Source organism: Nostoc sp. DedQUE05 (assembly GCF_034530955.1).
In the GTDB taxonomy this organism is placed as follows: Bacteria; Cyanobacteriota; Cyanobacteriia; order Cyanobacteriales; family Nostocaceae; genus Nostoc.
Genome location: NZ_JAVRCB010000023.1, coordinates 95,273 through 118,603, shown reverse-complemented (window position 1 = coordinate 118,603; position 23,331 = coordinate 95,273). Strand labels below are relative to the sequence as shown.

Below are 23,331 nucleotides of genomic sequence, written 5' to 3'. Positions count from 1 at the left end.
GTAAATTAAAAAGCGATTATTTCTTTGTCACGGAAATTAGCGGCTAAAATCTGACTGTAAGCTTTACGCCAACCGCAGATAAGGACACTTCTGTAAAAATCCAGATGCTTTTTTATGGGCATCTAAGTTATAAGTATGCGTTGGCGTAGGTCGAATAATGCCACCAAATAGGTCATCCAACCCGTAGGGTGTGAAAAATTGCCATTGTCCCTGGGTATCTAGTCGAACTCCCACAGCAGTAGCGGTGTGCAGCCAATTTGTGATGCCATCCTCTGTACTAGTGTAAGGTCTGCTACCAAGCCGCCAACGAGCAAAACTGGCTTGATTTTTGACATCAAACTCGTCATCAGGAAATTGTTTTGTGAGAATCGCCTTTGCTGCTAGTTCTTGGGAACGGTTTCCCTCTATATCAAAGAATGCAATATCAAAATCTTTAATACCTAACCCACAGTCATTGCCAAAAATTGAAGACCAAACGGTGTTTCGGACTGCACCCCCGGCTAACCACCAGTTAGGTAGATTTAGTTGAGCGATCGCAGGTAATACTGTATTAATGCGTGTATCAGCTAAAATCATCTGTAGGCGAGTGTTACTATTCATATCAAATTCCTGGGATTAGTCAAGTAGAAGGTGAAAATATTATCATTCGCATTTCATTAAACTTACGGTATTGATAGTCCTGTTGTGACACTTGGCACGTCAATGTTTATCATGAGAAATTCTGTATTAATAGTATAAATAAAACACGTTGCACAGAAGGTTAAATTGTGAATTTAGAATTTAGATTTATATCTAGAACCGGGTGGTAAAATGACCTATCTTTATGATTTTGGTGAAAACTGGAAATTTGATGTCCAGTTAGAAGCAATTAATCCCCTTGATAGCAAAATCCAAAAACCGAAGATTTTAGAAGTTCACGGAAATGCACCTCAACAGTATTGGAGTTAGGATGAGTGATGAAAAGGATTTAGGAAAGTGCAGAGAATGAAAATATATTCATGTTCAGATGTCTTCTATTTGTGTCTAATAAAATCCGCTTTTATACTGAAGTAGTTTTAGTTACAATAAAACAATACAAATTCTTAGGAGATAAAAACTGTGAGTCTTCCATATACTGGAGGTTGTCAATGTGGACAGATTCGTTATGAAATTCATGCCGAACCATTAACACTTTACCTATGTCATTGTAAGGAGTGTCAAAAACAATCGTCTAGTGCCTTTGGTATGTCTCTTACAGTACTACGAGATACTGTTGTAATTATTCAAGGAAAACCGAAAGCTTGGACTCGGAAAAATGATACCGGACGTGAAGTAAATAACCTGTTTTGTGGCGACTGCGGAACGCGATTGTTCCATGAACGGACTTACAATTCAAATACTATCAATGTCAAAGCTGGAACCTTAGATGATACAAGTTGGTTACGCCCAGTGGGTAACATTTGGACACGCAGTGCCCAGTCATGGGTGATAATTTCAGACCAATTGCTCAACTATGACGCTCAACCAGAGGATACACAGCCTTTATGGGAAAAATGGAAACAACAACATCCATAGATGCATAACTTATGATATTAGACATCATACTTATGATACTTAAAGTATCTAACTCATCACTGTACTAAAGAAGATAATAATAAAATTTTACTGGTAAAGTGCTTTAATAAACATATTAAATTATTTAAAACAGTAATAGTAAACTCAAATTATAAGTTCAGTTTGTGTATTATATATAGTTCCACTTGTCTCAAATCATTGATAAAGCTAATACACTATTAATATTTCACATGAAAACTTACTGGACATTTGCCATCAAGTAATGTAAATGAAATTGGATAAGTAAGGCGATTTTGGTTCATTTTCAACACTTTTAACAGTTATTTCTAGACAAGCTTGATGAAAAACGATACACCACCAGAATTGAACCCAGACCAAGAAATTGGGCGCTTAATTGATGAGGTAATGTCTTCATCTCTGACTGATGAACAGTACCGGAAAAAAATGCAGCGACGCAAAGAAGTGCAAGACAAGCGCATAGCAGAAGCTGTACCAGAAAAAGGATTAATTATTGTAAATACTGGGAACGGTAAGGGTAAAACCACTGCGGCTTTGGGGATGGTGTTGCGATCGCTCGGTCATGGGTATAAAGTAGCGATCGTCCAATTCATCAAAGGTAGCTGGGAACCTTCCGAAAAAAGGGTTTTCAGCTATTGGGAAGACCAAATAGAATTTCACGCAATGGGCGAAGGCTTTACCTGGGAAACTCAAGACCGCGATCGCGATCTTGACAAAGCTAGCGCCGCCTGGGAAAAATCGTTAGAATACATTCGCAACCCAGACTTTCATCTAGTGTTGTTAGACGAAATCAATATCGCCCTCAAAATGGCTTACTTACCAGTAGAAGACGTTTTAGCAGGTTTGGCGCAAAAACCCGCTAACAAACACGTTATTCTCACAGGTAGAGGCGCACCACCTGCTTTAATTGAGCGTGCTGACTTAGTAACTGAAATGACTCTAGTTAAGCACCCTTTCCGCGATCAAGGTGTAAAAGCACAACCGGGAATTGAATATTAAATCAGAATTCAGAATTGTTAAAAAACAGGTTTCCTACTCAGCAGAGATTAGAAACCTGGTTTTTAATTCTCGGATTTCATACCAATTTGAAAAAAGAATGCAACACATAGATAATATATATCACCAACCCTGCCCTTACTAAAGGGTGCGCGTCAGCGTGGGTGGGCTTATCTGTCGTAAACATTTTTTGAATTGGTATCAGATGTAAAAAAGCAGATTTCAAGTTGATGAGGTACACAAGCTAAGTCTGTTATCTAGGTAGAAAGCGTATTTTGCTTCTGTTAGCGCAGCAAGGCGTAGCCCATTCTGAATTCTGAATTGAGACTTCTGCTATCAGTCCCATTTGTTACTTCTTATTCCAAAGGCTTAAAAATGCTTGAGAGATGGCTGGGGTAATCTGACTTTGTAAGTGATTTAGTGCATCACGATGATTTGCATTATTGTCATCATAATAAGTAAACAGATTCGTCAGCTTGACAATCTCAGGATTTTGATCGTTTGTCCCCCTCCATTTGTTAGTAACTTTGTGTAAAACGTCCTTGGGTAGATTTTGTTGTAAGTTATTTAACGCTGCAATGTAAGAAGGATTTTGAGGATTCTTTTGGAATTGAAAGCATAAATCTCTCAGCTTTAGTTGTGACTGAGGCGGAGTCTGGGGCTTATCTGTCAGACTAGATTGCTGTAGAATTTGACGCTGTTCAATAGTAGCAATACCATTTTCAGTTAAACCCTGAGATTTCTGAAATTTTTTGACTGCTGTATAAGTAGCCGGCCCATAAAAAGGCTTGTTTGGAGGGATTTCAGCATTGGTTGCAAAACCATGAAACTTCAATCTGTTTTGAAGCCCGATGACTGTTTCTTCCATGACAGTTCGAGTCTCTGCATCAGCATTACCATTAACCACAAGTTTTTGTGAGTACTGTTTCTGAAACTTTTTAATAGCTTCTTCAGTAGGATCGTCAGTCAAGGAGTTGTTATTTCGCTTCCAGGGAGCAAATTTAGTGAGATCCGGCTTAGGATCAATCTCAGGAGCTAAATATCCCAATCCAATCAATATGTGACGGATGACTTCAGGGCTACTAACGGCCATGCTTTTTGGTTCCTTTGCGATTAAACTACCATTTAATGTATCTTGTTTTACAAAAATTAGGTAAGTAGAAATAAACAAATCTAACATTTCTTGTTTGCAAGGCGTTCCAAAGGATAAGCAAAGTGTGACGACAAGCTGCAACTCTTTGAGACGTTAGACGTGTGCGACTACAGATAGTGAAAAAGAAAGACGACTTGCTTGAGCGTAGCGTCTCGTAGAGAAGTCGAAAGGAGCCGAAGTGCTGCCTCCTCTCCTGCCTTCTTCACTGGCATTTACCAAAACCACCGCCACCAGGAGTTTCTATCACAAAAACATCCCCAGTTTTCATTTCTACCGTTGCTGTGCTGTCTAAATTCTCTTCAATTCCATTCTGACGCTGTATCCAGTTTCGTCCTACTTTTCCTGCCTCCCCATCATTTAATCCAAAGGGAGAAACAACCCGATGGCCAGAGAGAATATTAGCTGTCATCGGTTCAAGAAATCGAATGCGGCGGACAACTCCATTACCACCCGAATATTTTCCTTTGCCACCGCTATCGGGACGAAGACTAAAGCTTTCTAAAAGTACAGGATAACGAGTTTCTAAAACTTCTGGATCGGTCAAACGAGAGTTAGTCATGTGAGAATGAACACCATCAGTACCATTAAAATTAATCCCCGCGCCAGAGCCACCGCAGATAGTTTCATAATATTGATATTGCTCATTACCAAAAGTAAAATTATTCATCGTTCCTTGAGAAGCAGCCATAACACCCAAAGCACCATATAAAGCATCCACAATAGTTTGAGAAGTTTCGACATTACCCGCGACTACTGCGGCTGGATAGGTTGGGTTGAGCATACAGCCAACTGGGATAATAATTTCTAAAGGATTAAGACACCCAGCATTCAGAGGAATATTATCATCAACTAAAGTACGGAAAACATATAAAACTGCTGCTTGAGTTACAGCTTTAGGAGCATTAAAATTACTATTTAGCTGCCAAGAAGTTCCAGTAAAATCAATAGTAGCACTACGGTTTTCTGGGTAGATGGTTACTTTAACTTTAATTTGCACCCCATCATCCATTTTATAAGTAAATGAGCCATCCTTGAGAACTGCGATCGCACGCCTAACAGACTCCTCAGCATTAGCTTGCACAAATGTCATATAAGCTTGAACAGTGTCAATTCCGTATTGTAAAACCATTTTACAAAGTTCTTGAACTCCCCGTTCATTTGCAGCAATTTGGGCTTTAAAATCAGCGATATTTTGGTCAGGGTTACGAGCAGGATAAGTATGATTTGCAAGGTGCTGTCTGACTGTGGTTTCTTGAAAATTTCCCTCTTCGACCAAGAGGAAATTATCAAAGAGAATTCCTTCTTCTTCTACTGTGGTACTGTGGGGAGGCATAGAACCGGGAGTAATTCCACCAATATCTGCTTGATGTCCGCGAGAAGCAACAAAAAATAAAGGCATTGGGCATTGGTCATTGGGCATGGGGCATGGATTATTTTCACTATTTTCCAAAAAAACAGGGGTAATTGCAGTGACATCAGGAAGGTGGGTTCCGCCGTTATAGGGGTTATTAGATAGATAAACATTTCCCGGTTTTAGGGTGTCGCCTTTATCGTTAATTAAACTGCGGACACTTTCACTCATTGAGCCTAAATGTACAGGAATATGTGGGGCATTTGCTACTAATAATCCCGATGAGTCAAAAATTGCGCAGGAGAAATCCAGCCTTTCTTTGATATTCACTGATGTAGCAGTGTTTTGCAACACAATTCCCATTTGTTCGGCGATAAATTGATAGAGATTTTTAAAGATTTCTAAGCGAACAGGATCGGGTTGAGATGTTCTGTGCATTTTTAATTCGTGTTTGTTTAAATTCAATGAATTACTTAACATTTGCTGATGTAAGTTGAGTTAAGAAAAGTGCAACCCAACACAAAAATTGATTGATGTTGGGTGTCACTTCACACATTATGTTCTCGACCTATAAACCTCATACATTAAGAGGCTACCTGCTACAGCAAGATTGAGGGAGTCAACCGCACCTACCATCGGAATCCGAACAAGATGCTGGCATAAGTCTCGCTGTTCTGGGGTTAGACCTTGGCGCTCCTCGCCCAGGAAAAGAAGAGTAGAATTGGGATAATTAAACTGATGAAATTCAGACATCCCATCTGGTGAAGCACCAATAACAGGACAGTGGTGGTTCTGTACCCAGTGACGGAGCGCAGAAAAGCTTGTGCGTACAAACTTCTGGTTAAAGAGCGAACCCATAGATGCCCGAATAACATCGGGAGCAAAGGGATCTATGCTATCTTTGATAAAAATAAACCCAGCACCGCCAACAGCTTCTGATGTGCGAATCAAGGTTCCGAGGTTTCCTGGTGAGCGAACAGTTTCAAGAGCCACCCAGCACAAATCAGGTTGTGGCGAGATATCACGCAGCTTGAACCAGCGCTGACGAACAATTGCACCAACTCCAGAAGCACGTTCACTCTGGGAAATACGTCGAAACTGTTCGGGTGTAAGGCTGATGCAAGGAATACCAGAACGCCGAGATTGCCGAACTAGTTTCCGTGCTAAAGGTGCTGTGAGCAGTTTCTCACTAAACGCGATCGCTAAAATATCAAAACCGTTGTCAATTACCTTGACAAAGTTACGCACACCTTCGATATAGAATAATCCAGAGGCGTTACGATGTGCGCGGTCAAATTGGAGCCTTTTAACTTCGGTTAGCGTAGCCTCAACATCTAACCGTTCATGGCTGGAACTATTAACACCAGCCATCCTCCTTCAGCAGAGCTACTTGGCTCTCTAGATAAAAAACTTGAATTAGCATGAGACATTGCGGAAACTATACCGCAGACATCAACTTCACTGCGATCGATATTAGCACATATTTATTCTAAGTCAGGTGTATTTAACTTTCATCTAGACAAAGCTGGCGGATTTGCAAAGGAAGAGAAGAAAAATTTAACATTGAAAATCTCCGAATAATTTACTGAAACTTAGTATTTTCGGTTAATGAAATTAAATCATAAATCTTTATATAATCTCTATAAGACGTTGCAAAATTAAATGATTACGTTCAGTTAATCTTGCTTCCCAGTTTGGTTCAACTACAATCGTGCTAATTTTTTCGATAATAATTGCAGGGCCATTAATACTATCTTCTGGTTGTAAATCTTCCCGTCGATAAATAGGAGCATTATGCCATCTATCAGCAGTAAACATCCTGACTGTCTCAACAGAGACAGGGGCTTCATCTAGAGAACGGGTACGAATAATTAAAGGTTCTTCGGGAGTATCCATTTTTTGAATTACTTCCACTGAAGCAGATTCTACAATTAAGTTTTTATCTAATTGAATGAAACCATAGCGTGATTGATGCTCAACCTCAAAATTTTGCTGCATTACTACTACTTTATTGGCAAAATTAACGGTCAGGATAGAGTTAGTACTCTCATATTTTAAGTTAGCTTTTCGGATTACTTCTAATTGACTATCTGTTTCATTTATTTCACTTCTAGCTTGAGTTTCTAAATATCTCATTAACTGCTCTAATTTAGGGATTAATGCTTGAGTTAAAGGTTGTTCAACTCCTCCTTCTCTAATTGCCCGCACATCAGCTAATCCCATTCCGTAAGCTGAGAGAACTCCAGCATAAGGATGTAGAAATATTTTTTTCATTCCCAAGGTATTGGCAATTAAACAAGCAACTTGCCCACCTGCACCGCCAAAACAACAAAGTACATATTGGCTGACATCATAACCGCGTTGCAGACTGATTTTTTTTATTGCATTCGCCATATTTTCCACTGCGATCGCCATAAATCCTGCGGCTACTTGTTCGGGAGTACAATCATTTAATGTAGCGGCTTGAATGTCTTGGGTTAATTGGGTGAATTTTTGAATAACAATATCTTTATCTAAAGGTAAATTACCATCAATGCCAAAAACTGAGGGAAAATATTGTGGGTGAATTTTACCTAACATTACATTGGCATCAGTAACCGCTAATGGCCCGCCACGCCGATAACAAGCAGGGCCAGGATTTGAACCAGCAGATTTAGGGCCGACACGATAACTAGAACCATCAAAAAAGAGAATTGAACCACCACCAGCAGCAATGGTATTAATTGCTAATACAGGAACTCGCATCCGCGCCCCAGCAATTTCTGAATCTAGTTGTCGTTCATACTCTCCTTTAAAGTGGGCAACATCTGTACTTGTTCCTCCCATATCAAAGGTAATAACTAACTCAAAACCTGCTCTTTTACTAGTTTTAACTGCGCCAACAATACCGCCAGCGGGGCCACTTAAAATACTATCTTTGCCTTGAAATTGTTCAGCTGCGACTAAACCGCCATCAGATTTCATAAACATTAATTTGACGGTGGGTAACTGATTCGCTACTTGGTTGACATAGCGACGTAGAATCGGAGTTAAATAAGCATCGACTACTGTTGTATCTCCTCGGCTAACCAACTTCATTAAGGGACTAACTCGATGAGATACAGATATTTGAGTAAAGCCGATTTTTTGGGCAAGCTGGGCTATTTGTTGCTCGTGTTCGGGATAGCGATCGCTGTGCATAAAAACAATAGCACAACTCCGAATTCCTGTATGGTAAATTGCTTGTAGGTTTCTTTTGACTTGTTCAATATTTATAGATATTAATTCATTCCCTTTAGCATCATAACGTTCATCTATCTCAATCACCTGTTCGTAAAGCATCGTTGGTAAAATTATCTGGCGAGCAAAGATGTTAGGACGGTTTTGATAGCCAATTCGCAGCGCATCTTTAAACCCTTTGGTGATCAGAAGAACAACCCTGTCTCCCTTTCTTTCTAACAGAGCATTTGTTGCTACTGTTGTCCCCATTTTTACCACTTCTATGGCTTCAGCAGAAATGGGTTCGTTGCTAGCAATACCCATGATATCTCGAATACCTTGGATGGCTGCATCTTGATATTGTTCGGGATTTTCTGAAAGTATTTTGTAGACGATAATCCATTGCTGATTAGGCAGAGGGACAATTAAAAAACGTTCGGGATGTTTTGAAAGTCTATCGATAATTAGTTGATTATTAGTAACAGCAACAATATCTGTGAATGTACCACCTCGGTCAGCAAAAACCTTCAACATTACTCTGTTTCCTGTAGAATCATGAGAAATTACGAAATAGCTCTAATATCCGTTGTCAATTAATATTCATCTACAAATTGAGGATGAACCCAAAGAAATTCACGGCGTTTGTTTTGCACCCGCACTAGACCACCAAAACTAGGATCTTTCTCTTTTAATAAGGCGTGTAATTCTCGCAAAATCGAGCCTTGAGCGCGGATTGCATCGCCTTCCAAGAAGGAGGCATCGCTCTTGGACTTTCCAGCCAAAGCCATATCACTTCCCTTCAAAGTAGACTCGATGCTTTTCTGTCCCAAATCGAGTTGTTCTTCAATGGCTTTGTAGGTGGTATCATCCAGTATAAATTTAGTTGCCGAACCTGCCACAGGTAAGACTAGGCTTAGGGTTCCGGTCAAAATTCTGAGATAGGGAACTGCCTTGGTGAACCAGTCACGCGGCAAGTCTAATTCATAAACTCCCTTTTTCTTGTCGTTGGGATTTAAAACTGGAAGTGGCTGACGTGCGTGTTCGCACCACAGGGTAAGTTGAAACTTGGCACTAATCCATTTGGGGCGATCGAAAAATCCTGGTTCAATGGGCTTAAAGCTAAACAGGCGCGGGCCATCTTTCGCTTCATCGGTGAGCATCTGCATTAGTTCTGCAAACTGCTGATCGACCTGGCTTAAAATGGTGCGTTGCTCCTGAGATAATACCTGAAAGCGTGCTTGATCTAGGCGATCGTACATAACCAAATCTTTGCGGATGACGTTTAACTCGTCTTTCACAATGTATCGGAACTGCTCAATGCCAATTGCTTGAGATGGGGGTTGAGCAGTCGGCGCGTTATTCAGCAATTGATCGATGTTTTGCCATTCACCACACCCAGAAATGGGACACGGGAATTCATGACGATTTTTCTTTTTGCTTTCAATTAGTTTTTGTACCTCAAACAGTCCGTTTCCAGGGGCATTCATACCGCAAGCTTCAATGCAGGGAACCATCACATTACAACGCAATCCTTCCCAGAAATTCTCGACTAGCCATTTAATCTCTTCCGTGAGATATGACAGGAACCTTTCTGGATAAGCTGCCCGCACCGTAATTTTTACATCAGTGCCAACATATTCCAGCAATGCCCGACCGTTGTAGTCATTGTCAAGCATTAAGCCCCGTTGCCAGTGAATGCTGTCTTCGTAATTCGCCCGCCCTAGTGAGTATTTGTGCAACCGGACAATCAACTGGTAAAACAAACCTTCTGCAACTGCAAACTGTCCGCGACTGTCCACAACACGGCAGATTTGTATCTGTTGCCTGTCTCCGGCTTCCGGTTCCTCTCCCCAATTGGGTAATGTCTCTGGGCGTGTGTCGGGAACAAGTTGAGCAATCAGGCTGGTATTGCTAGTTTCTGATGGATCGAAAACTACTTTGTAGGATAGATCAAAGCGTTCCATCAGCCGCAGAAAAATTGGATGCAATTTTGAGGGATAGCCTTCTTCGCCTGCAAATGGCGGATGGCTCCACAACTGGCTGAGATGCTGAAATTCCACTAAACCGTTGCGTTTGCGTGTCTTTTCATCATCTAGCACGAAGCTGATCGCCTTTGCCAACCAGTCGGGTTTGAGGATGACGATATCGCGTAGTGTTGGGTCGTAATGGTAATGGATGAAATGCCCTAGTGTATGGGAGATGCGAAGGAACAGTTCTGCTTGCTCCTCATCGATTCCCTGTTCAGCGCAGATGGCAATAACATCATCGTAGGGGAGATAGGCTTTGTCACTTGTCTGTAAGGTTTCCCGCACCTGCTGCCACTTTGCAGGAACGGAACGCCCCATTTCGGGAAGAGATGCAGCGACACGAGCAATAGCATTTTTTAATTCTGCAAGTCCGGTGCAATGTGTCGTATCTTGGTTGGGTTTGCTGTCTACATGGAAGAAATCGATTACCGTATCTTTGCCGAATTGATCGATAATTTCTTGTCTGTCAATGTCTGGTTGTCGCTGTCCGGGGCCGCCGTGCGTTGCAACCACCAACACCTTTGCATCTGGTTCTCGATTTTTGATCAGCGTAATCCACTCTTTGACAAAGCCTTGCTGGGGGCCTTCCCGTGGTTTCCAGATCACCAGATACACTGCTGGCGCACTGAAAAACAACTGGTGCGTTGGTCGATAAACCCGTTGACCGCCAAAATCCCAACCATTCAACGTAATTTCTTTGGCAGTATCAACATCAGTGACGATTACAGGTTTAATCTCAATCCCGTGAGTTGTGGGGCGACCATCCACCCATTTATCTCCTCGCAATGCACCCAAAAGACAACTCTTGCCTACTTCACCCTCACCAATTAGGATTAGCTTGGCTTCATTCAGCGTCACTTGATTTTCTGCCTTTGCCCGTAGGTATTGCATGACTGCTTCAAAGCCTTGTTCGTACGCAGCAGCAAGATCAGGGTTAAGTGGATTTTCATCAAGGTTAAGCTTCTGCAAATTCTCAAGCTGAGATATTGAGGATGGAATATCTGAGACCTTTGACCTTGAAATATCTAGAGCACGAAGCTTTGTTAGATTTCTGATAGTAGAGGGAAGTTGGCAAAGATCAGCACTGTTACCCAATGCAAGCCACTCAAGAGAAGTAAGTTGACCAATTTCTGGTGGCAAGGCCACGATCTGGGAACTCGATTCAACATACCTACTACCCTCGCCACATTCTCCATCTCCCAAACCGAGGCAAGTTAAAGAGACTAATTGCCCAATTTCTGGAAGCAAAGTTTTTAGATTGGTACTGCGAAGAGATAGCTGCTTTAACTTTTTTAGTAAACCGATTTTTGAACTAAGCAACTCAATAGGATTTTCTCCAAGCTCCAATTCTTGTAATGCTTGAAGTTCGCATACCACATCTGGCAATTCCGTCAGTTGGTTGTTGTAGAGGTTAAGTGATTGCAACTGAGTCAGGGATGCGATCGCTTCTGGCAGTTCGGTCAGCTGGTTGTGAGAAAGGTTAAGCCGTTGCAACTGAGTCAGGGATGCGATCGCTTCTGGCAGTTCGGTCAGCTGGTTGTGAGAAAGGTTAAGCTGTTGCAACCCAGTCAGGGATGCGATCGCTTCTGGCAGTTGGGTCAGTTGGTTGTTGGAGAGGTAAAGCTCTTGCAACCCAGTCAGGGATGCGATCGCTTCTGGCAGTTGGGTCAGTTGGTTGTTGGAGAGGATAAGCTCTTGCAACCCAGTCAGGGATGCGATCGCTTCTGGCAGTTCGGTCAGTTGGTTATTGTCGAGGTAAAGCTCTTGCAACCCAGTCAGGGATGCGATCGCTTTTGGCAGTTGAGTCAGTTGGTTGTTGGAGAGGTTAAGCTCTTGCAACCGAGTCAGAGATGCGATCGCCTCTGGTATCTCAGTGAGTCTCATGTTACTAAGATCGAGTTTTATTGCTCCCTCTTGCCGTGCCTTTTTAATACGCTGCTCTGCTTGCCAATAATAAACTCCAATAAGTCTTGCCATGACCAAATCCTTTTTCTCACTACCCAAATCGGAGTAATAGCCAGACTTTTTCTAGGTAACAGCCTATACAGGTGGTTTAGCCAGAAAATCTCAGCCTAACATTCTAGCAACGCTAAGGGTGAAAATTTAACCACGCAAAATAATGTTGACAATTAGATAGCTTGCTGATTTAGCGGAATTACAATTACAAATTCTGTCCCCTGACCAGGAGTAGAAATACATTGTAATTTTCCCTGATGTTTTTGGGTGATAATCTGATGACTAATAGATAAACCTAACCCAGTACCTTTATTAACTGGTTTAGTCGTAAAAAATGGTTCAAATAATTGTTTTTGTACCTTTTCGGGAATGCCTATACCATTGTCGCCAATACGAATAACTACCTGATTTTCGCTAGTGAGTTTAGTCTGAATGCTTATCTGAGGAGTAGAGAGCGTTTCTTCCCTTACTTCCCATTCACCATTTTCCACTGCCTCTTCTAAAGCATCGATCGCATTTGCCAGAAGATTCATAAATACTTGATTTAGTTGTCCAGCATAACATTCTACTAACGGCAGATCGCCGTACTCTTTAATCACTTCAATTGCTAGATTATTAGATTTAGATTTGAGGCGATGTTCCAAAATCATTAACGTATTATCTAGACCTTCATGGATATTCACAGCTTTCATTTCTGCGTCATCTAACCGAGAAAAGTTTCGCAGAGATAAGACAATTTCTGTGATTCGTTCCGCACCAACTGTCATCGAAGTTAGCAAGTTGGGCAAGTCTGCAATCAGAAAATCTAAGTCGATCGCTTCTATTTCTTGTTGAATTTCCTTTGGTGGATTAGGATAGTTTTTCTGGTATAATTGCAGCAATCTTAATAAATCTTGGATATATTGATTGGCATAGCCGACATTGCCAGAAATAAAATTGATTGGGTTGTTGATTTCATGCGCTACACCTGCTACCAACTGTCCCAAACTCGACATTTTTTCACTATGTACCAGTTGAGATACTAGCTGCTTTGCTTCTTGGCGCAGTTGTGCTTCTGAGTATCGCAATATCTGTTCTGCTTGTTTGCGCTGGGTAATGTCGTGGAGAATAACAACATATTCCTGAAAATCCCGATGGGGTCGGTCTGAGATGGAAACTTCTAGAGTTCTGTTTTTCCCATTGCCGATGAGAATTTGTTCGCTACGCTTTGTCCACTGCTCTGGATAGTAGACTAATGCGGGTAGCCATTTGTTCAGGTGATTTCCCCGCAATTCTGATGGGTTGACACCAAAGAATGATTTGGTGGCTGGGTTTGCTTGGCGGATAATGCCTCGATCGTCTACGACTAAAATACCATCCTGGGCGACTGTAAAGAGGTGTTCGGCAGCAACTCTTGCTTCTGCGATCGCTACCACTTGCGGTAAACTTGTCCAACAAGCGATCGCTACTCCCACAAATGCCACGCTCATCAGTAGCACCACAAATATATTCTCACCGCCCGCAGTCGCCACTTTATTGAGTTTGACACCAAATAACCAGCCAACTGCCACGGCGCTGCACAGTAAAAAAATCAGGATACTCACCTGAAGAATTACTGAATCTTTGATAATTACTACAGGGCGCGTGCGATATCGCCGCATCCACCAATCAGGATGGAAAGCAGGGAAATCCACACGGCGAATTACCGCATCTATTCCTATAACACCAATGGGAAATAATAGCCCAGTCAGCAAGTTGAGCCAACCCCAGGCAAATCCGCCCACCAATAGCACCACAACTTCTAACAGCAGAATAGCCAGAGATATGCGAGGAAATAAAACTTCCGGGCGATCGCGCCGAAGCCAAAGCCCCAGATGCAGTAACATAAAGGAGACAAACCAACCGATGTTACCAACAGCGACGATTCGCGCTACATCTCCCCAAATCAAATAGATTAAGCACAATACCAGTGTCAATGTCAATGCAGGGACAAACACACCCCGACGTGAGACCACAGAAAATACTGGTGAAATGTGGTTATCTAAAGCCAGTTGATACAAAATTCGCGGGCAATTAGAAACCACTGTTGCCGAACCTAAAAGACTTGCAGCTACTAGTAAAAAAGAAACACTTACACCAGCGAATCTTCCCCAAAAGGGATGGGAAGCTGCCACCAGATTTAGGAAAGCATTATCTTTAAGGTTGGGATTTGTTGCTAACCGCATCACTACCCAAGACCCTCCCAAAAAGATGATTGGCATCATCCAGGCGGCAACGTTTAGAAACCGTAGCGTCTGGGTGGGGTGGCGGCTATCAGCGACAAAGGAAGAAGCCGTTTCACAGCTGTAGGTTGCATAAGTGACGAAAAAGAACCACTTTGCCCAATCCACGAAGCTCAAAGATGACCAACTGTTAGGAAAAAACCCAGGACTAACGGGAGAAAACGCTAACCAGCCAAGACCTTGGATACAGAAAGTTATTAGCAGTGCAAAGGCTGGAATTACAAAAAACAAATGTAAAATACTCAGGGCGCGAGTCCCACTAAATGCCACAATAAAAGGCAAGAGTGTAAAGCTAATATCCAGAAATATGTCTGGACAGGTAATACCCAGCGTCTCTAAATTTACTTTAATTAAATCTCTGAGTACGATTGTATTCACTGACAGGTAAGAAACCCAGTTGAGGAGGTATCCAATTGCTGCATAGCGAGCAAGTCTTGGGTAGTTATGCAGTAGCTTGGTAGCATAGTTAGGTGTTCCTCCAGCTACATTGATGAAATGCAAACCTAAGCGTTTTACCTGATAGTTAAGCAGCATTCCAAAAATCACCGCAGGTATCCAAACAAAAATAGCTTGGGAACCGAGAGCAGCATGAATCGCTGGAACCAATGCTGTCCAAGAAATATGAGCTGTCAAACCAAAGCCCCAACTTTCAACAGCACTCAAGCTTCTAGTCAAACGAAGGGAAGAAGATTGGCCCAATGTGGAATGAGCAAAATCGGACATGATTAGCAGTGTTCGGTGGGATACTTTAATTAAGCTTATTAGCTAGAGTTCCCATCTCTTAAATATTCAGAATAAAAACTTTCTGTATGGAATCATACTTAAATGTTACGACATCTATCATCAAAGAAAATTTACTTCACAACACCAGCGTTTATTGCCCTCATCCCCCAACCCCTTCTCCCAATTTGGGAGAAGGGGAGCCAAGCCAATTTCAAAGTCCCTCTCTTCCAAGTTGGGAGAGGGATTTAGGGTGAAAGCTCATTGATTTATCCAAAAAGTCTATTAGACAATTGTCGAGCGTGTATCTGCCAAAGTGGGAACTTTGACTTGTGTTTCGGCTTGTAAATCGAAGTCATACCACTCGTTACGCCATTGCAGGCGAAACTTCAAACGCGTCCAGTTGGGTGGTAGATTGGGACAGGCAATGGGGCCAAATTGAGTCATCCGAATACCGGCAAACCCGAAAACTACTGCTTGCCATACTCCTCCAGCACTGGCAGCGTGAATTCCTTCGGCGGCGTTCAGTCTGACATCATCTAAGTCTACCAAGGCCGATCGCATAAAATGTGTATAAGCTTCAGTTGGTTGATTGAGGTCGCAAGCTAAGATGGCATGAATGGCTGGGCCTAATGAAGAACCATAACTGTGGTCGGTGCGCTGGTTGTAATAGTCCCAGTTGGTGGCGAGGGTGTTATAGTCATAACGTTCGCGCAATAAATACAAGAGCATCAACACATCTGGCTGCTTGAGAATCTGCTTCTGGTTTGTAGCTTCAATTCCCAACAAACTTTGCAGAGATTTACTGCGCGGTTCGTAATCAGCGAGGTTAACGTCTTCTAGCTGGAAAAAGCCTTCAAATTGCTCAATTAAACCGGTTTGAGCATCTTCATTGACAAATAGACGCTCTTGGATTTCTGCCCAATGGTGCAGACGCTCTGTAGTTAAGTTGAGTTTTTGCACTAGTTCTGCTGAGGTTTCAGGATAAGCTTGTTTGAGCCAATCCCACAGCGCTAAAGCTGACTGCAAATGCCACTGTACCATAAGATTGGTGAAGGCATTATTATCGATGCGATCGTGATATTCATCGGGGCCAATTATATCTAGGATGTCATAACTGTGACGCTCTTGGTTCCACTGCACTCGACTTTCCCAGAAAACAGCCGTATCAAGGATAATTTCGGCGCCATAATCTCGCATCCAGTCATCATCGTTGGTAGACTGCCAGTAGTGCAAAATTGCATAAGCGATATCTGCGGTGATATGCACTTCAATATCACCGCACCAGATGCGGATTAATTCACCATTGGGAGCCGGAACCCAACGCGGAGTTACTTCATCGCCAGTAGTGGCACTTTCCCAAGCAAACATCGCTCCTTGATAACCCGCTTCTTGAGCTTTGCGTCTAGCTCCTGGTAGGGTGTGGTAACGGTAGGTAAGCAAGTTACGCGCTAGAGCTGGTTGAGTTAAGGTGAGGAAAGGTAGGATGAATATTTCTGTATCCCAAAAGATATGTCCGCTATAAGCAAAACCAGAGAGAGCTTTGGCAGGAATGCTTACCCGATTGTCGTGACGCGGTGTTACAGCTAGTAATTGGAAGAGATTGTAACGGACGCTCAATTGAGCCAAGCGATCGCCTTCTATTATAATGTCACTGTCTTGCCACACTTGCTCCCATGCAGTAATGTGAGCTGCCAATAAAGTAGTATATCTCGGTTCCTCAGCAAGTCTTTGTAAAGCGGTGGCAATGGGGATTTCTGTCTCTCGTGAAGTAAACAAGGTGACAATTTTTTCTACAGTTACCGTTTTTCCAGGATATAACTCTAAGGTAGTTGTCAAAGTGGGAGAAGTAGAAGTCTTTTCGACGCTCACAGGTGCAGTCTCATCACCATCTACCACTAACTTAGCTGCCATCCCAACTTGAATATTTGAGTGGAGAGTTGTACTGTTTAACCAGAGAATCTGATCTATGCCACCTTGGTTTAAGGTTCGCCAATGTTTGATGCCTTGGGTATGTGGTTCGCTGTCAAATCCGGCTTCAACGGTAATTTCACCTTCAAAGTCTACCGATGTAATTTGAGCGCGAATCGCCAAAACGTGTTGGTCTGCTAAACTGGTGAAACGCTCGAAGTGAAAATCTAGAGTATGACCATTAGGACTACGCCACCGCACATCACGGCTAACTAAACCTAAGCGTAAATCGAGCCGACGTTCGTAGTTGAGAATTTCACCACTGTCCATACTAAAGCGATCGCCTGCTACTTTCACTACCAATGGCAGCCAGTTGGGACAGTTTACCAATTCGGTATGAGTAATTGTCACATCATCATAAACACCGTGGATCAGTACGCCTGGAAAATCTTGGGGATATCCTTCTTCAAATGTACCCCGCACTCCTAACAACCCATTACCAAGAGTGAAAACAGTTTCTTTGTGATGCAACTGCGCCGGGTTAAACTCCGTTTCAATAACGTTCCAGTCAGTATTGTCAATTAATTGCTGATTTTGCTGAGAATTGGAAGTGGACACGTTGAGCATGAGTGATAAAACCTATGTCTTGGGCTGGGTAGAATGCGGTAAAATTAGGAGCAATCTTGAGCGCCGAGATTAAAGATAATCTGAACGCCAAAAAATACGCTTCTGATAACAGTAGCGTTTCACTTTTCATCTGTCTACAGTTAGATTTATTTAAAAATGCCAGTTATAACTCATAAATCTCAACTAGTTACGAATTGATTCAGTTTTTCATCAATTTCTTTGATATTTACGATTAAGGCCAGACGCGATGAATCGTTAAGGCAAGACGCGATGAATCGCCGTCTTTGTCTTTGTGATGGACGTTAGTCATATTTTGGCTGGTAAAATCTACAGGTGCAGTTATGTAACGTTTTGTTCTTTTAGCAGAAGTGGTATATTGGCACTTGACCTGACCGAGTACAAACTATGCATAAGCCCACAGGACAGCAAACTAGAGGTGTTGTACTCAGTACTACAGGACAGGAAGGGAGAGTGCGCAGATGAACAAAAATACTGGGCAAGGTAGTGTTTTTTCCCTGTTTAAAGGCGTACCTCTAAGTGGCATCTTGGTAGCGTTGTTTGTGCTGCAAATCTTGCTAGCTGTGGGATTGACTGCATACTTGTCAATCGGAAACGGGCAAAAGGCAATCAATGAGGTAGCTAGTGAATTACGTCATGAAGTTGCCAATCGAGTCGAGCAGAATTTACAAACTTACTTGGCAACTGGGCGTCAGGTACTAGGCAGTAATCAAAATATCATTAACATGGGGTTGCTGAAGATAGAAAATCTGGCAAACTGGGAGTCATATTTAATAGAGCAGTTAAAGATTTTTCCAGATGTGTTGGCAATAACTGCAAGCAATGAGCAAGAATATTTAGCGGTGGAAAAGTTCAACGATCGCCAATTTTTACTCAGAAAAGCCGATAAGTCAACTGGGTATGACCTCTACACCTACATAATTGATTCTCAAGGTCAACGTACTCAATTACCAGAGGTAATCAAAAACTATGATGCGCGATCGCGTCCTGATTATCAAACAGCAGTTACCGCCAAAAAATTCAGCTTTAGTCAGATTTTTACACCCCGCACTGAACCAACGCTCTTAATTAGTGCTTCTCTTCCCATTTATAATTCCCAAGGCGAACTACTCGGAGTCAACAGCACTCTCACTCACTTATCACAAATTGGGAATTTGCTGCAAAACATCAAAGTTGGCAAGTCTGGGCAAATTTTTATTATCGAGCGATCGGGGCTATTAGTTGCAAGTTCTACCAACGAAGAACCATTTCGCTTACAAAATGGTAAACCCATTAGATTAGCAGCTTCTCAAAGCGGCAATTCTTTGACTCAAGCAACCGCTAAATACTTAACAACTAAATTTAGTAACTTTGACCAAATTCAAGGTTTACAGCAACTAGATTTTTCCTTGGAAGGCAAACGGCAATTTTTAGAAGTTAGACCCTTCGAGGGCGAAAAAAATGTCAATTGGTTGATAATAGTGGCTGTCCCAGAAGCAGACTTTATGGGACAAATTAATCGCAACATTCAAACTACAATTTTTCTTTGTTTAGGAGCGTTGGGACTAGCTATTATATTGGGAATTGCCACCGCTCGGTGGATTACTCAACCAATTTTGTACTTTAGCAGGGCGACAAAAGATTTAACTGATTTTACCAACAGCGACTCAGTGGTGAAAGTACAAGGTATTCAAGAATTAGAGGTGCTGGGTGGATTTTTAAATGAGGTGGCGCAGGATTTACGCAAAACTTTTACTGCACTGATTAGTAAAAATGAGGATTTACAACTGCAAGTTCAACAACGAACTCAAGAATTACAGCACGAGGTTGAAGAACGCACTAACAGCGAACGAAAACAGGGACAGCATCATCAAGTACTTACAGAATTGGCAAATCACAAAGCGATTTTTGAAGGAAATTTAGAAACAGCATTCAAAGCGATCGCCCAAAAAGCAGCCAATGCCTTAGAAGTAGAACGAGTCAGTGTGTGGTTATTCAATAGCGAGCGCACCAAGCTCCAATGCATAAGTCTTTATGAACGTAGCAATCAAAAATATTCGGCAGGTTTAGAACGCAACCTTGCAGATTATTTCATCTACTTTAAAGCCCTATTAGCTTCTGGTACTATTGCCGTCTCTGACACTCGTACCGATCCGCGGGTACAAGAATTATCGGATAAATTGCTCGAACCAAATAATATTGTATCCCTAATTGATACCATTCTTTGGGTTGGGGGCAAAATGGTGGGAACAGTATTGTACGAGCAGGTCGATCTTCCCCGGAAATGGGAACTGAGCGAAGAAAACTTCGTTAGAGCAATCGTGGAAATTGTCGCTCTCACTTTAGAAATAGGCGATCGCAAACGCGCAGAATCCGCTTTACATGAGGCTAAAGAAATCGCCGAAGTCGCAAATCGTGCTAGAAGCACCTTTTTAAGAAACATTAACCACGATCTGAGGACTCCTTTAAACTCAATTATGGGAATCACAGAGGCACTCAAAGAGCAAGTGTACGGCCCTGTAAATGAAGAACAGCGTCAGTCTTTAAATATGCTCGAATCTAGCGGTAAAAACTTACTAGAATTAATTAACCAAATCCTTGACTTTACCGATACCGAATCCAGCAAGATCGAATTGCAACTAGCTGCTACTTCGATTCAGGAAATATGTGACTTCTGCTTGACTTTTGTCAAACATTTAGCCTTCCAGAAAAATATCCGGCTGACGGCACAAATCCCTGAAGAACTCGAACCCATCCAAGTCGATGAAGGCCGCATTCGCCAAGTATTTATCAACTTGTTAACTAACGCGATTAAGTTTACTAAAGAAGGAGGCGAAGTCTGGATTGAAGTCCAGCCAAGTTCTAGCAATGAATATATCTTTATCAGCGTGGTAGATACTGGTATTGGGATGCTTTCCGATGACTTATTTAAATTATTTCAACCATTTGTCCAAGTTGAAAATACTTCTAATCCTCGTTCTCCGGGTACTGGTTTAGGATTAGTAATGGTGCAAAAAATTGTCGAGTTACATGGTGGAACTGTCCACGCCGAAAGTCAGTTAGGCAAAGGTAGTCGATTTACTGTGAAACTTCCTTGGAAAAAAGCGAAAGAATCGAGAGTCTAAGAGGATGTTTGAAAAGCGATCTGTTGTGATTTTAATCGAATTATTACCCCCCTTAATCCCCCCGATATATTGGGGGGAAACAAAAAAATCCGGTTCCCTCCCCTTTACAAGGGGAGGGTTAGGGTGGGGTAAAACTCGGATTTGTCAATCATTTCTAACTTGTGTGTAAACGGTAGCTTTATAAGGGGAGAGTTAGGGTGGGGTAAAAAATATTTGATAGATCGATCATGACTTTTCAAACATCCTCTAAGCGATATGACGATAAGTATTAAACGGTAATCCAGTGCGCTGCTTCACATCAATCAAGGATTTATACTCACCTCGTTGCTGCCTTTCGACAACAATTTGCTCTGCGATCGCTCCATCTAATCCACAGCTAATTAATTCATCAGTTGAATATGTATTTAATCGTTTCCAAGAACAATCAGCTTCTTTTTTGTAGTTGTATCTAAAAGTAATCAGTGGTGTAATTCGATCTACTTGCTTTTCAGGAATTCCGGCTATTTCGATTAACTCTTCTACATGAGTGAAAACATATCCCTCATTCATCAACGATTCGATGTTATTTGCATAAACTATCGGTAGTCCTAAATAGTTAACTAATTCATGTTTTGAGCATTCATTAATATCTACTTTCTCACGAGTATTCGCAACTAATTTTGCTAACTCTTGTTCTTCGGGAATTGGTAAATTCTTTGGATAAGTTTTGATTAAATAAAATTTTTTGAGATAAAACGCAATACTAATTTGAGCTATCCAGGGCGCAAATGCTAAACTATTAGCCGATAAAGCTAAAGCTAATATAGAGATGCTAATCCCTAGAACAACCCAAGTTTTAGTCTTGGATTTATAACCTGCATAGACAATCGCAAATCCCCCCAATGTCGGAGTTAATGATAACCACACCCAAGCAGGAGTTTGTTGAAACCAAGATTTAGATTGTGACATCATAAATCGACTAATAGTTTTAATTTACAAAGATTTCAGAAGCTTTTGGCGCTTTTCTTCATATTCTTCTGCGGTAATTATCCCAGAATCAAAAAGATTTTTTAAATCAGCTAGCGCACTGGTTGCATCTTTTGCAGAGACTGCTCCACTTGTGCTTGCAATAACTTGATTATATTTTGTATTGAATTCGGTATCTGACATCAAAACTAAGACGAAGAATTCAACAAAGGCTATTAAAGATGGAATACAAGTCCAAAAAAACAATAAGTACAAAATACCTGCTACATTTTCTCCTAAATAAAATTTGTGGATTCCCAGCCACCCGCCAAAAAAGCAAAGTATAATTGCTGTAGATTTAGTCTTCATAACATTTACTTCCTTAGTTAACTCTAATAAATATCTATTGGCATATAATACAACCAAACTTTTTGACCTTCTTTAACTATTTATTTGGTTTGTTAGTGAATTTTGCCGTCAAAAAATAAATAACGATTATACCTAGCTGACATTCCATTAAGACTAAATATCCTTTAACTATGTAGTTTAAATCTAGATTGGAATTTACATAAAAAATCAAAGAACCAATTGCTAGATACGAAATTAAATGCAACTGATTAAATTTAAGTTTTAGTCTTTCGCTATTCAAGTTGCTCATCAGTAGATAAAATTATATTGAACAAGAGTTGCTTATCAACAATTAAGCAGTTATTTACAAATTTGTTTGGTTTAACAGATATTAACTGCTATTTAAAGCTAATCTTAGTTAATTTCTATCTGTTAAACCTCACGAATTTTACCGAGTTTGCTTATAGTTACATCAATAGACTTACGTAAAGTTTCTGATGACTAAAGTGAAAATGCACAGCATAAAAATCACTGAATTTTTGCTTTCTTTGCTTTTCTAGACAACAAAACAATGCAACATTCAAGCATGACAGATTGCAAGTTTACTAAAAACAAGCTTTGTTTCGGTAGCAGCAGACTTTAATTTCAGGGCGCTTTTATGCAGTTGTAGCATCCTTAACAACTGCTTCCTCTAAAGTCGATTTCAAGCGGGTTGCTCTGCTTTTACGGATGCGATCGCTTTTGCGAACACCACCCGCCATCTGATATTCATAGCTATCTTTACCGTACTTAAAAGCAACTCCCAGGAGCATTTTTTCACTTAGATCGCTCAAAGTTTTTTCCAACTCTTTCATCTCACTTTTATAAGAATCAATCACAGCCAGAGTGGTATTATAAGCATCTATTTTACTGCGGTACTGCTGGATTACTTGTGCGACATTTTGCAAGTTGCGAGCATCCCCAAAATCCATGCTGGGATCGATTGCTTTGAGTCCGGCGATTCTCAATTCAGCTTTTTCTAGAACGCGATATGTACGCTTTTGACGAGGCATAATTATGTTCTTTTTATGGTGTTCTAGAGCTAGCTTGCCTTACTAAAGCTTAATTTTGGTTGAGTATAATCCACAGTATTTGGTGTTTATTA

Annotated in this window: 14 protein-coding genes and 1 pseudogene; 4 read left to right on the top strand and 11 right to left on the bottom strand. The window is 41.3% G+C overall.

What is annotated here, in order from left to right; all coding sequences use genetic code 11:
* Window positions 1–63 precede the first annotated feature (63 nt).
* Complete coding sequence (locus RMZ42_RS18535; protein WP_322672762.1) at window positions 64–600, bottom strand: nucleotidyltransferase family protein; 537 nt, start codon at window positions 598–600, stop codon at window positions 64–66.
* A 195-nt stretch (window positions 601–795) separates the two neighbouring features.
* Here RMZ42_RS18535 and RMZ42_RS18530 point away from each other — a divergent pair.
* The 3 genes and pseudogenes from RMZ42_RS18530 to cobO form a co-directional block, all read left to right on the top strand.
* Window positions 796–948, top strand: a pseudogene (locus RMZ42_RS18530) (IS1096 element passenger TnpR family protein); the annotation flags it as partial.
* A gap of 150 nt (window positions 949–1,098) precedes the next feature.
* Window positions 1,099–1,554, top strand: a complete 456-nt coding sequence (locus tag RMZ42_RS18525) for a GFA family protein (RefSeq protein ID WP_322672761.1) — start codon at window positions 1,099–1,101, stop codon at window positions 1,552–1,554.
* 339 nt (window positions 1,555–1,893) lie between these two features.
* On the top strand, window positions 1,894–2,571 hold the full coding sequence (cobO, locus tag RMZ42_RS18520) for a cob(I)yrinic acid a,c-diamide adenosyltransferase (RefSeq protein ID WP_322672760.1): 678 nt from the start codon (window positions 1,894–1,896) through the stop codon (window positions 2,569–2,571).
* A gap of 346 nt (window positions 2,572–2,917) precedes the next feature.
* Here the strand turns inward: cobO and RMZ42_RS18515 are convergent, their stop codons facing one another.
* The 7 genes from RMZ42_RS18515 to RMZ42_RS18485 form a co-directional block, all read right to left on the bottom strand.
* Window positions 2,918–3,661 (bottom strand): peptidoglycan-binding domain-containing protein, encoded by a 744-nt coding sequence (locus tag RMZ42_RS18515; RefSeq protein ID WP_322672759.1) that lies wholly within the window; start codon window positions 3,659–3,661, stop codon window positions 2,918–2,920.
* A gap of 262 nt (window positions 3,662–3,923) precedes the next feature.
* Window positions 3,924–5,510 (bottom strand): hydantoinase B/oxoprolinase family protein, encoded by a 1,587-nt coding sequence (locus RMZ42_RS18510; protein ID WP_322672758.1) that lies wholly within the window; start codon window positions 5,508–5,510, stop codon window positions 3,924–3,926.
* Between the two features lie 117 nt (window positions 5,511–5,627).
* Window positions 5,628–6,443: an RNA methyltransferase gene (locus tag RMZ42_RS18505; protein WP_322672757.1), complete on the bottom strand. Its 816-nt coding sequence runs from the start codon at window positions 6,441–6,443 to the stop codon at window positions 5,628–5,630.
* Between the two features lie 258 nt (window positions 6,444–6,701).
* Window positions 6,702–8,804 (bottom strand): hydantoinase/oxoprolinase family protein, encoded by a 2,103-nt coding sequence (locus tag RMZ42_RS18500; RefSeq protein ID WP_322672756.1) that lies wholly within the window; start codon window positions 8,802–8,804, stop codon window positions 6,702–6,704.
* A 59-nt stretch (window positions 8,805–8,863) separates the two neighbouring features.
* Entirely contained in the window at window positions 8,864–12,274 is a 3,411-nt protein-coding gene (locus RMZ42_RS18495; protein WP_322672755.1) for a COR domain-containing protein, read from the bottom strand.
* Between the two features lie 152 nt (window positions 12,275–12,426).
* The gene (locus tag RMZ42_RS18490; protein ID WP_322672754.1) at window positions 12,427–15,237 is read right to left on the bottom strand and encodes an ATP-binding protein; all 2,811 of its coding nucleotides are present in this window, start codon (window positions 15,235–15,237) and stop codon (window positions 12,427–12,429) included.
* A 282-nt stretch (window positions 15,238–15,519) separates the two neighbouring features.
* Complete coding sequence (locus RMZ42_RS18485; RefSeq protein ID WP_322672753.1) at window positions 15,520–17,772, bottom strand: glycoside hydrolase family 65 protein; 2,253 nt, start codon at window positions 17,770–17,772, stop codon at window positions 15,520–15,522.
* Window positions 17,773–18,251: 479 nt separating this feature from the next.
* Between RMZ42_RS18485 and RMZ42_RS18480 the strand changes: the two genes are divergently transcribed.
* Window positions 18,252–20,894, top strand: coding sequence for an ATP-binding protein (locus RMZ42_RS18480; RefSeq protein ID WP_322672752.1), 2,643 nt, complete (start codon window positions 18,252–18,254; stop codon window positions 20,892–20,894).
* 246 nt (window positions 20,895–21,140) lie between these two features.
* Here the strand turns inward: RMZ42_RS18480 and RMZ42_RS18475 are convergent, their stop codons facing one another.
* From RMZ42_RS18475 to RMZ42_RS18465, 3 genes are all read right to left on the bottom strand, one after another.
* Window positions 21,141–21,845: a helix-hairpin-helix domain-containing protein gene (locus RMZ42_RS18475; RefSeq protein ID WP_322672751.1), complete on the bottom strand. Its 705-nt coding sequence runs from the start codon at window positions 21,843–21,845 to the stop codon at window positions 21,141–21,143.
* Window positions 21,846–21,866: 21 nt separating this feature from the next.
* On the bottom strand, window positions 21,867–22,265 hold the full coding sequence (locus RMZ42_RS18470) for an NINE protein (protein WP_322672750.1): 399 nt from the start codon (window positions 22,263–22,265) through the stop codon (window positions 21,867–21,869).
* A gap of 578 nt (window positions 22,266–22,843) precedes the next feature.
* Window positions 22,844–23,239, bottom strand: a complete 396-nt coding sequence (locus RMZ42_RS18465) for a hypothetical protein (RefSeq protein WP_322672749.1) — start codon at window positions 23,237–23,239, stop codon at window positions 22,844–22,846.
* Window positions 23,240–23,331: the final 92 nt, after the last annotated feature.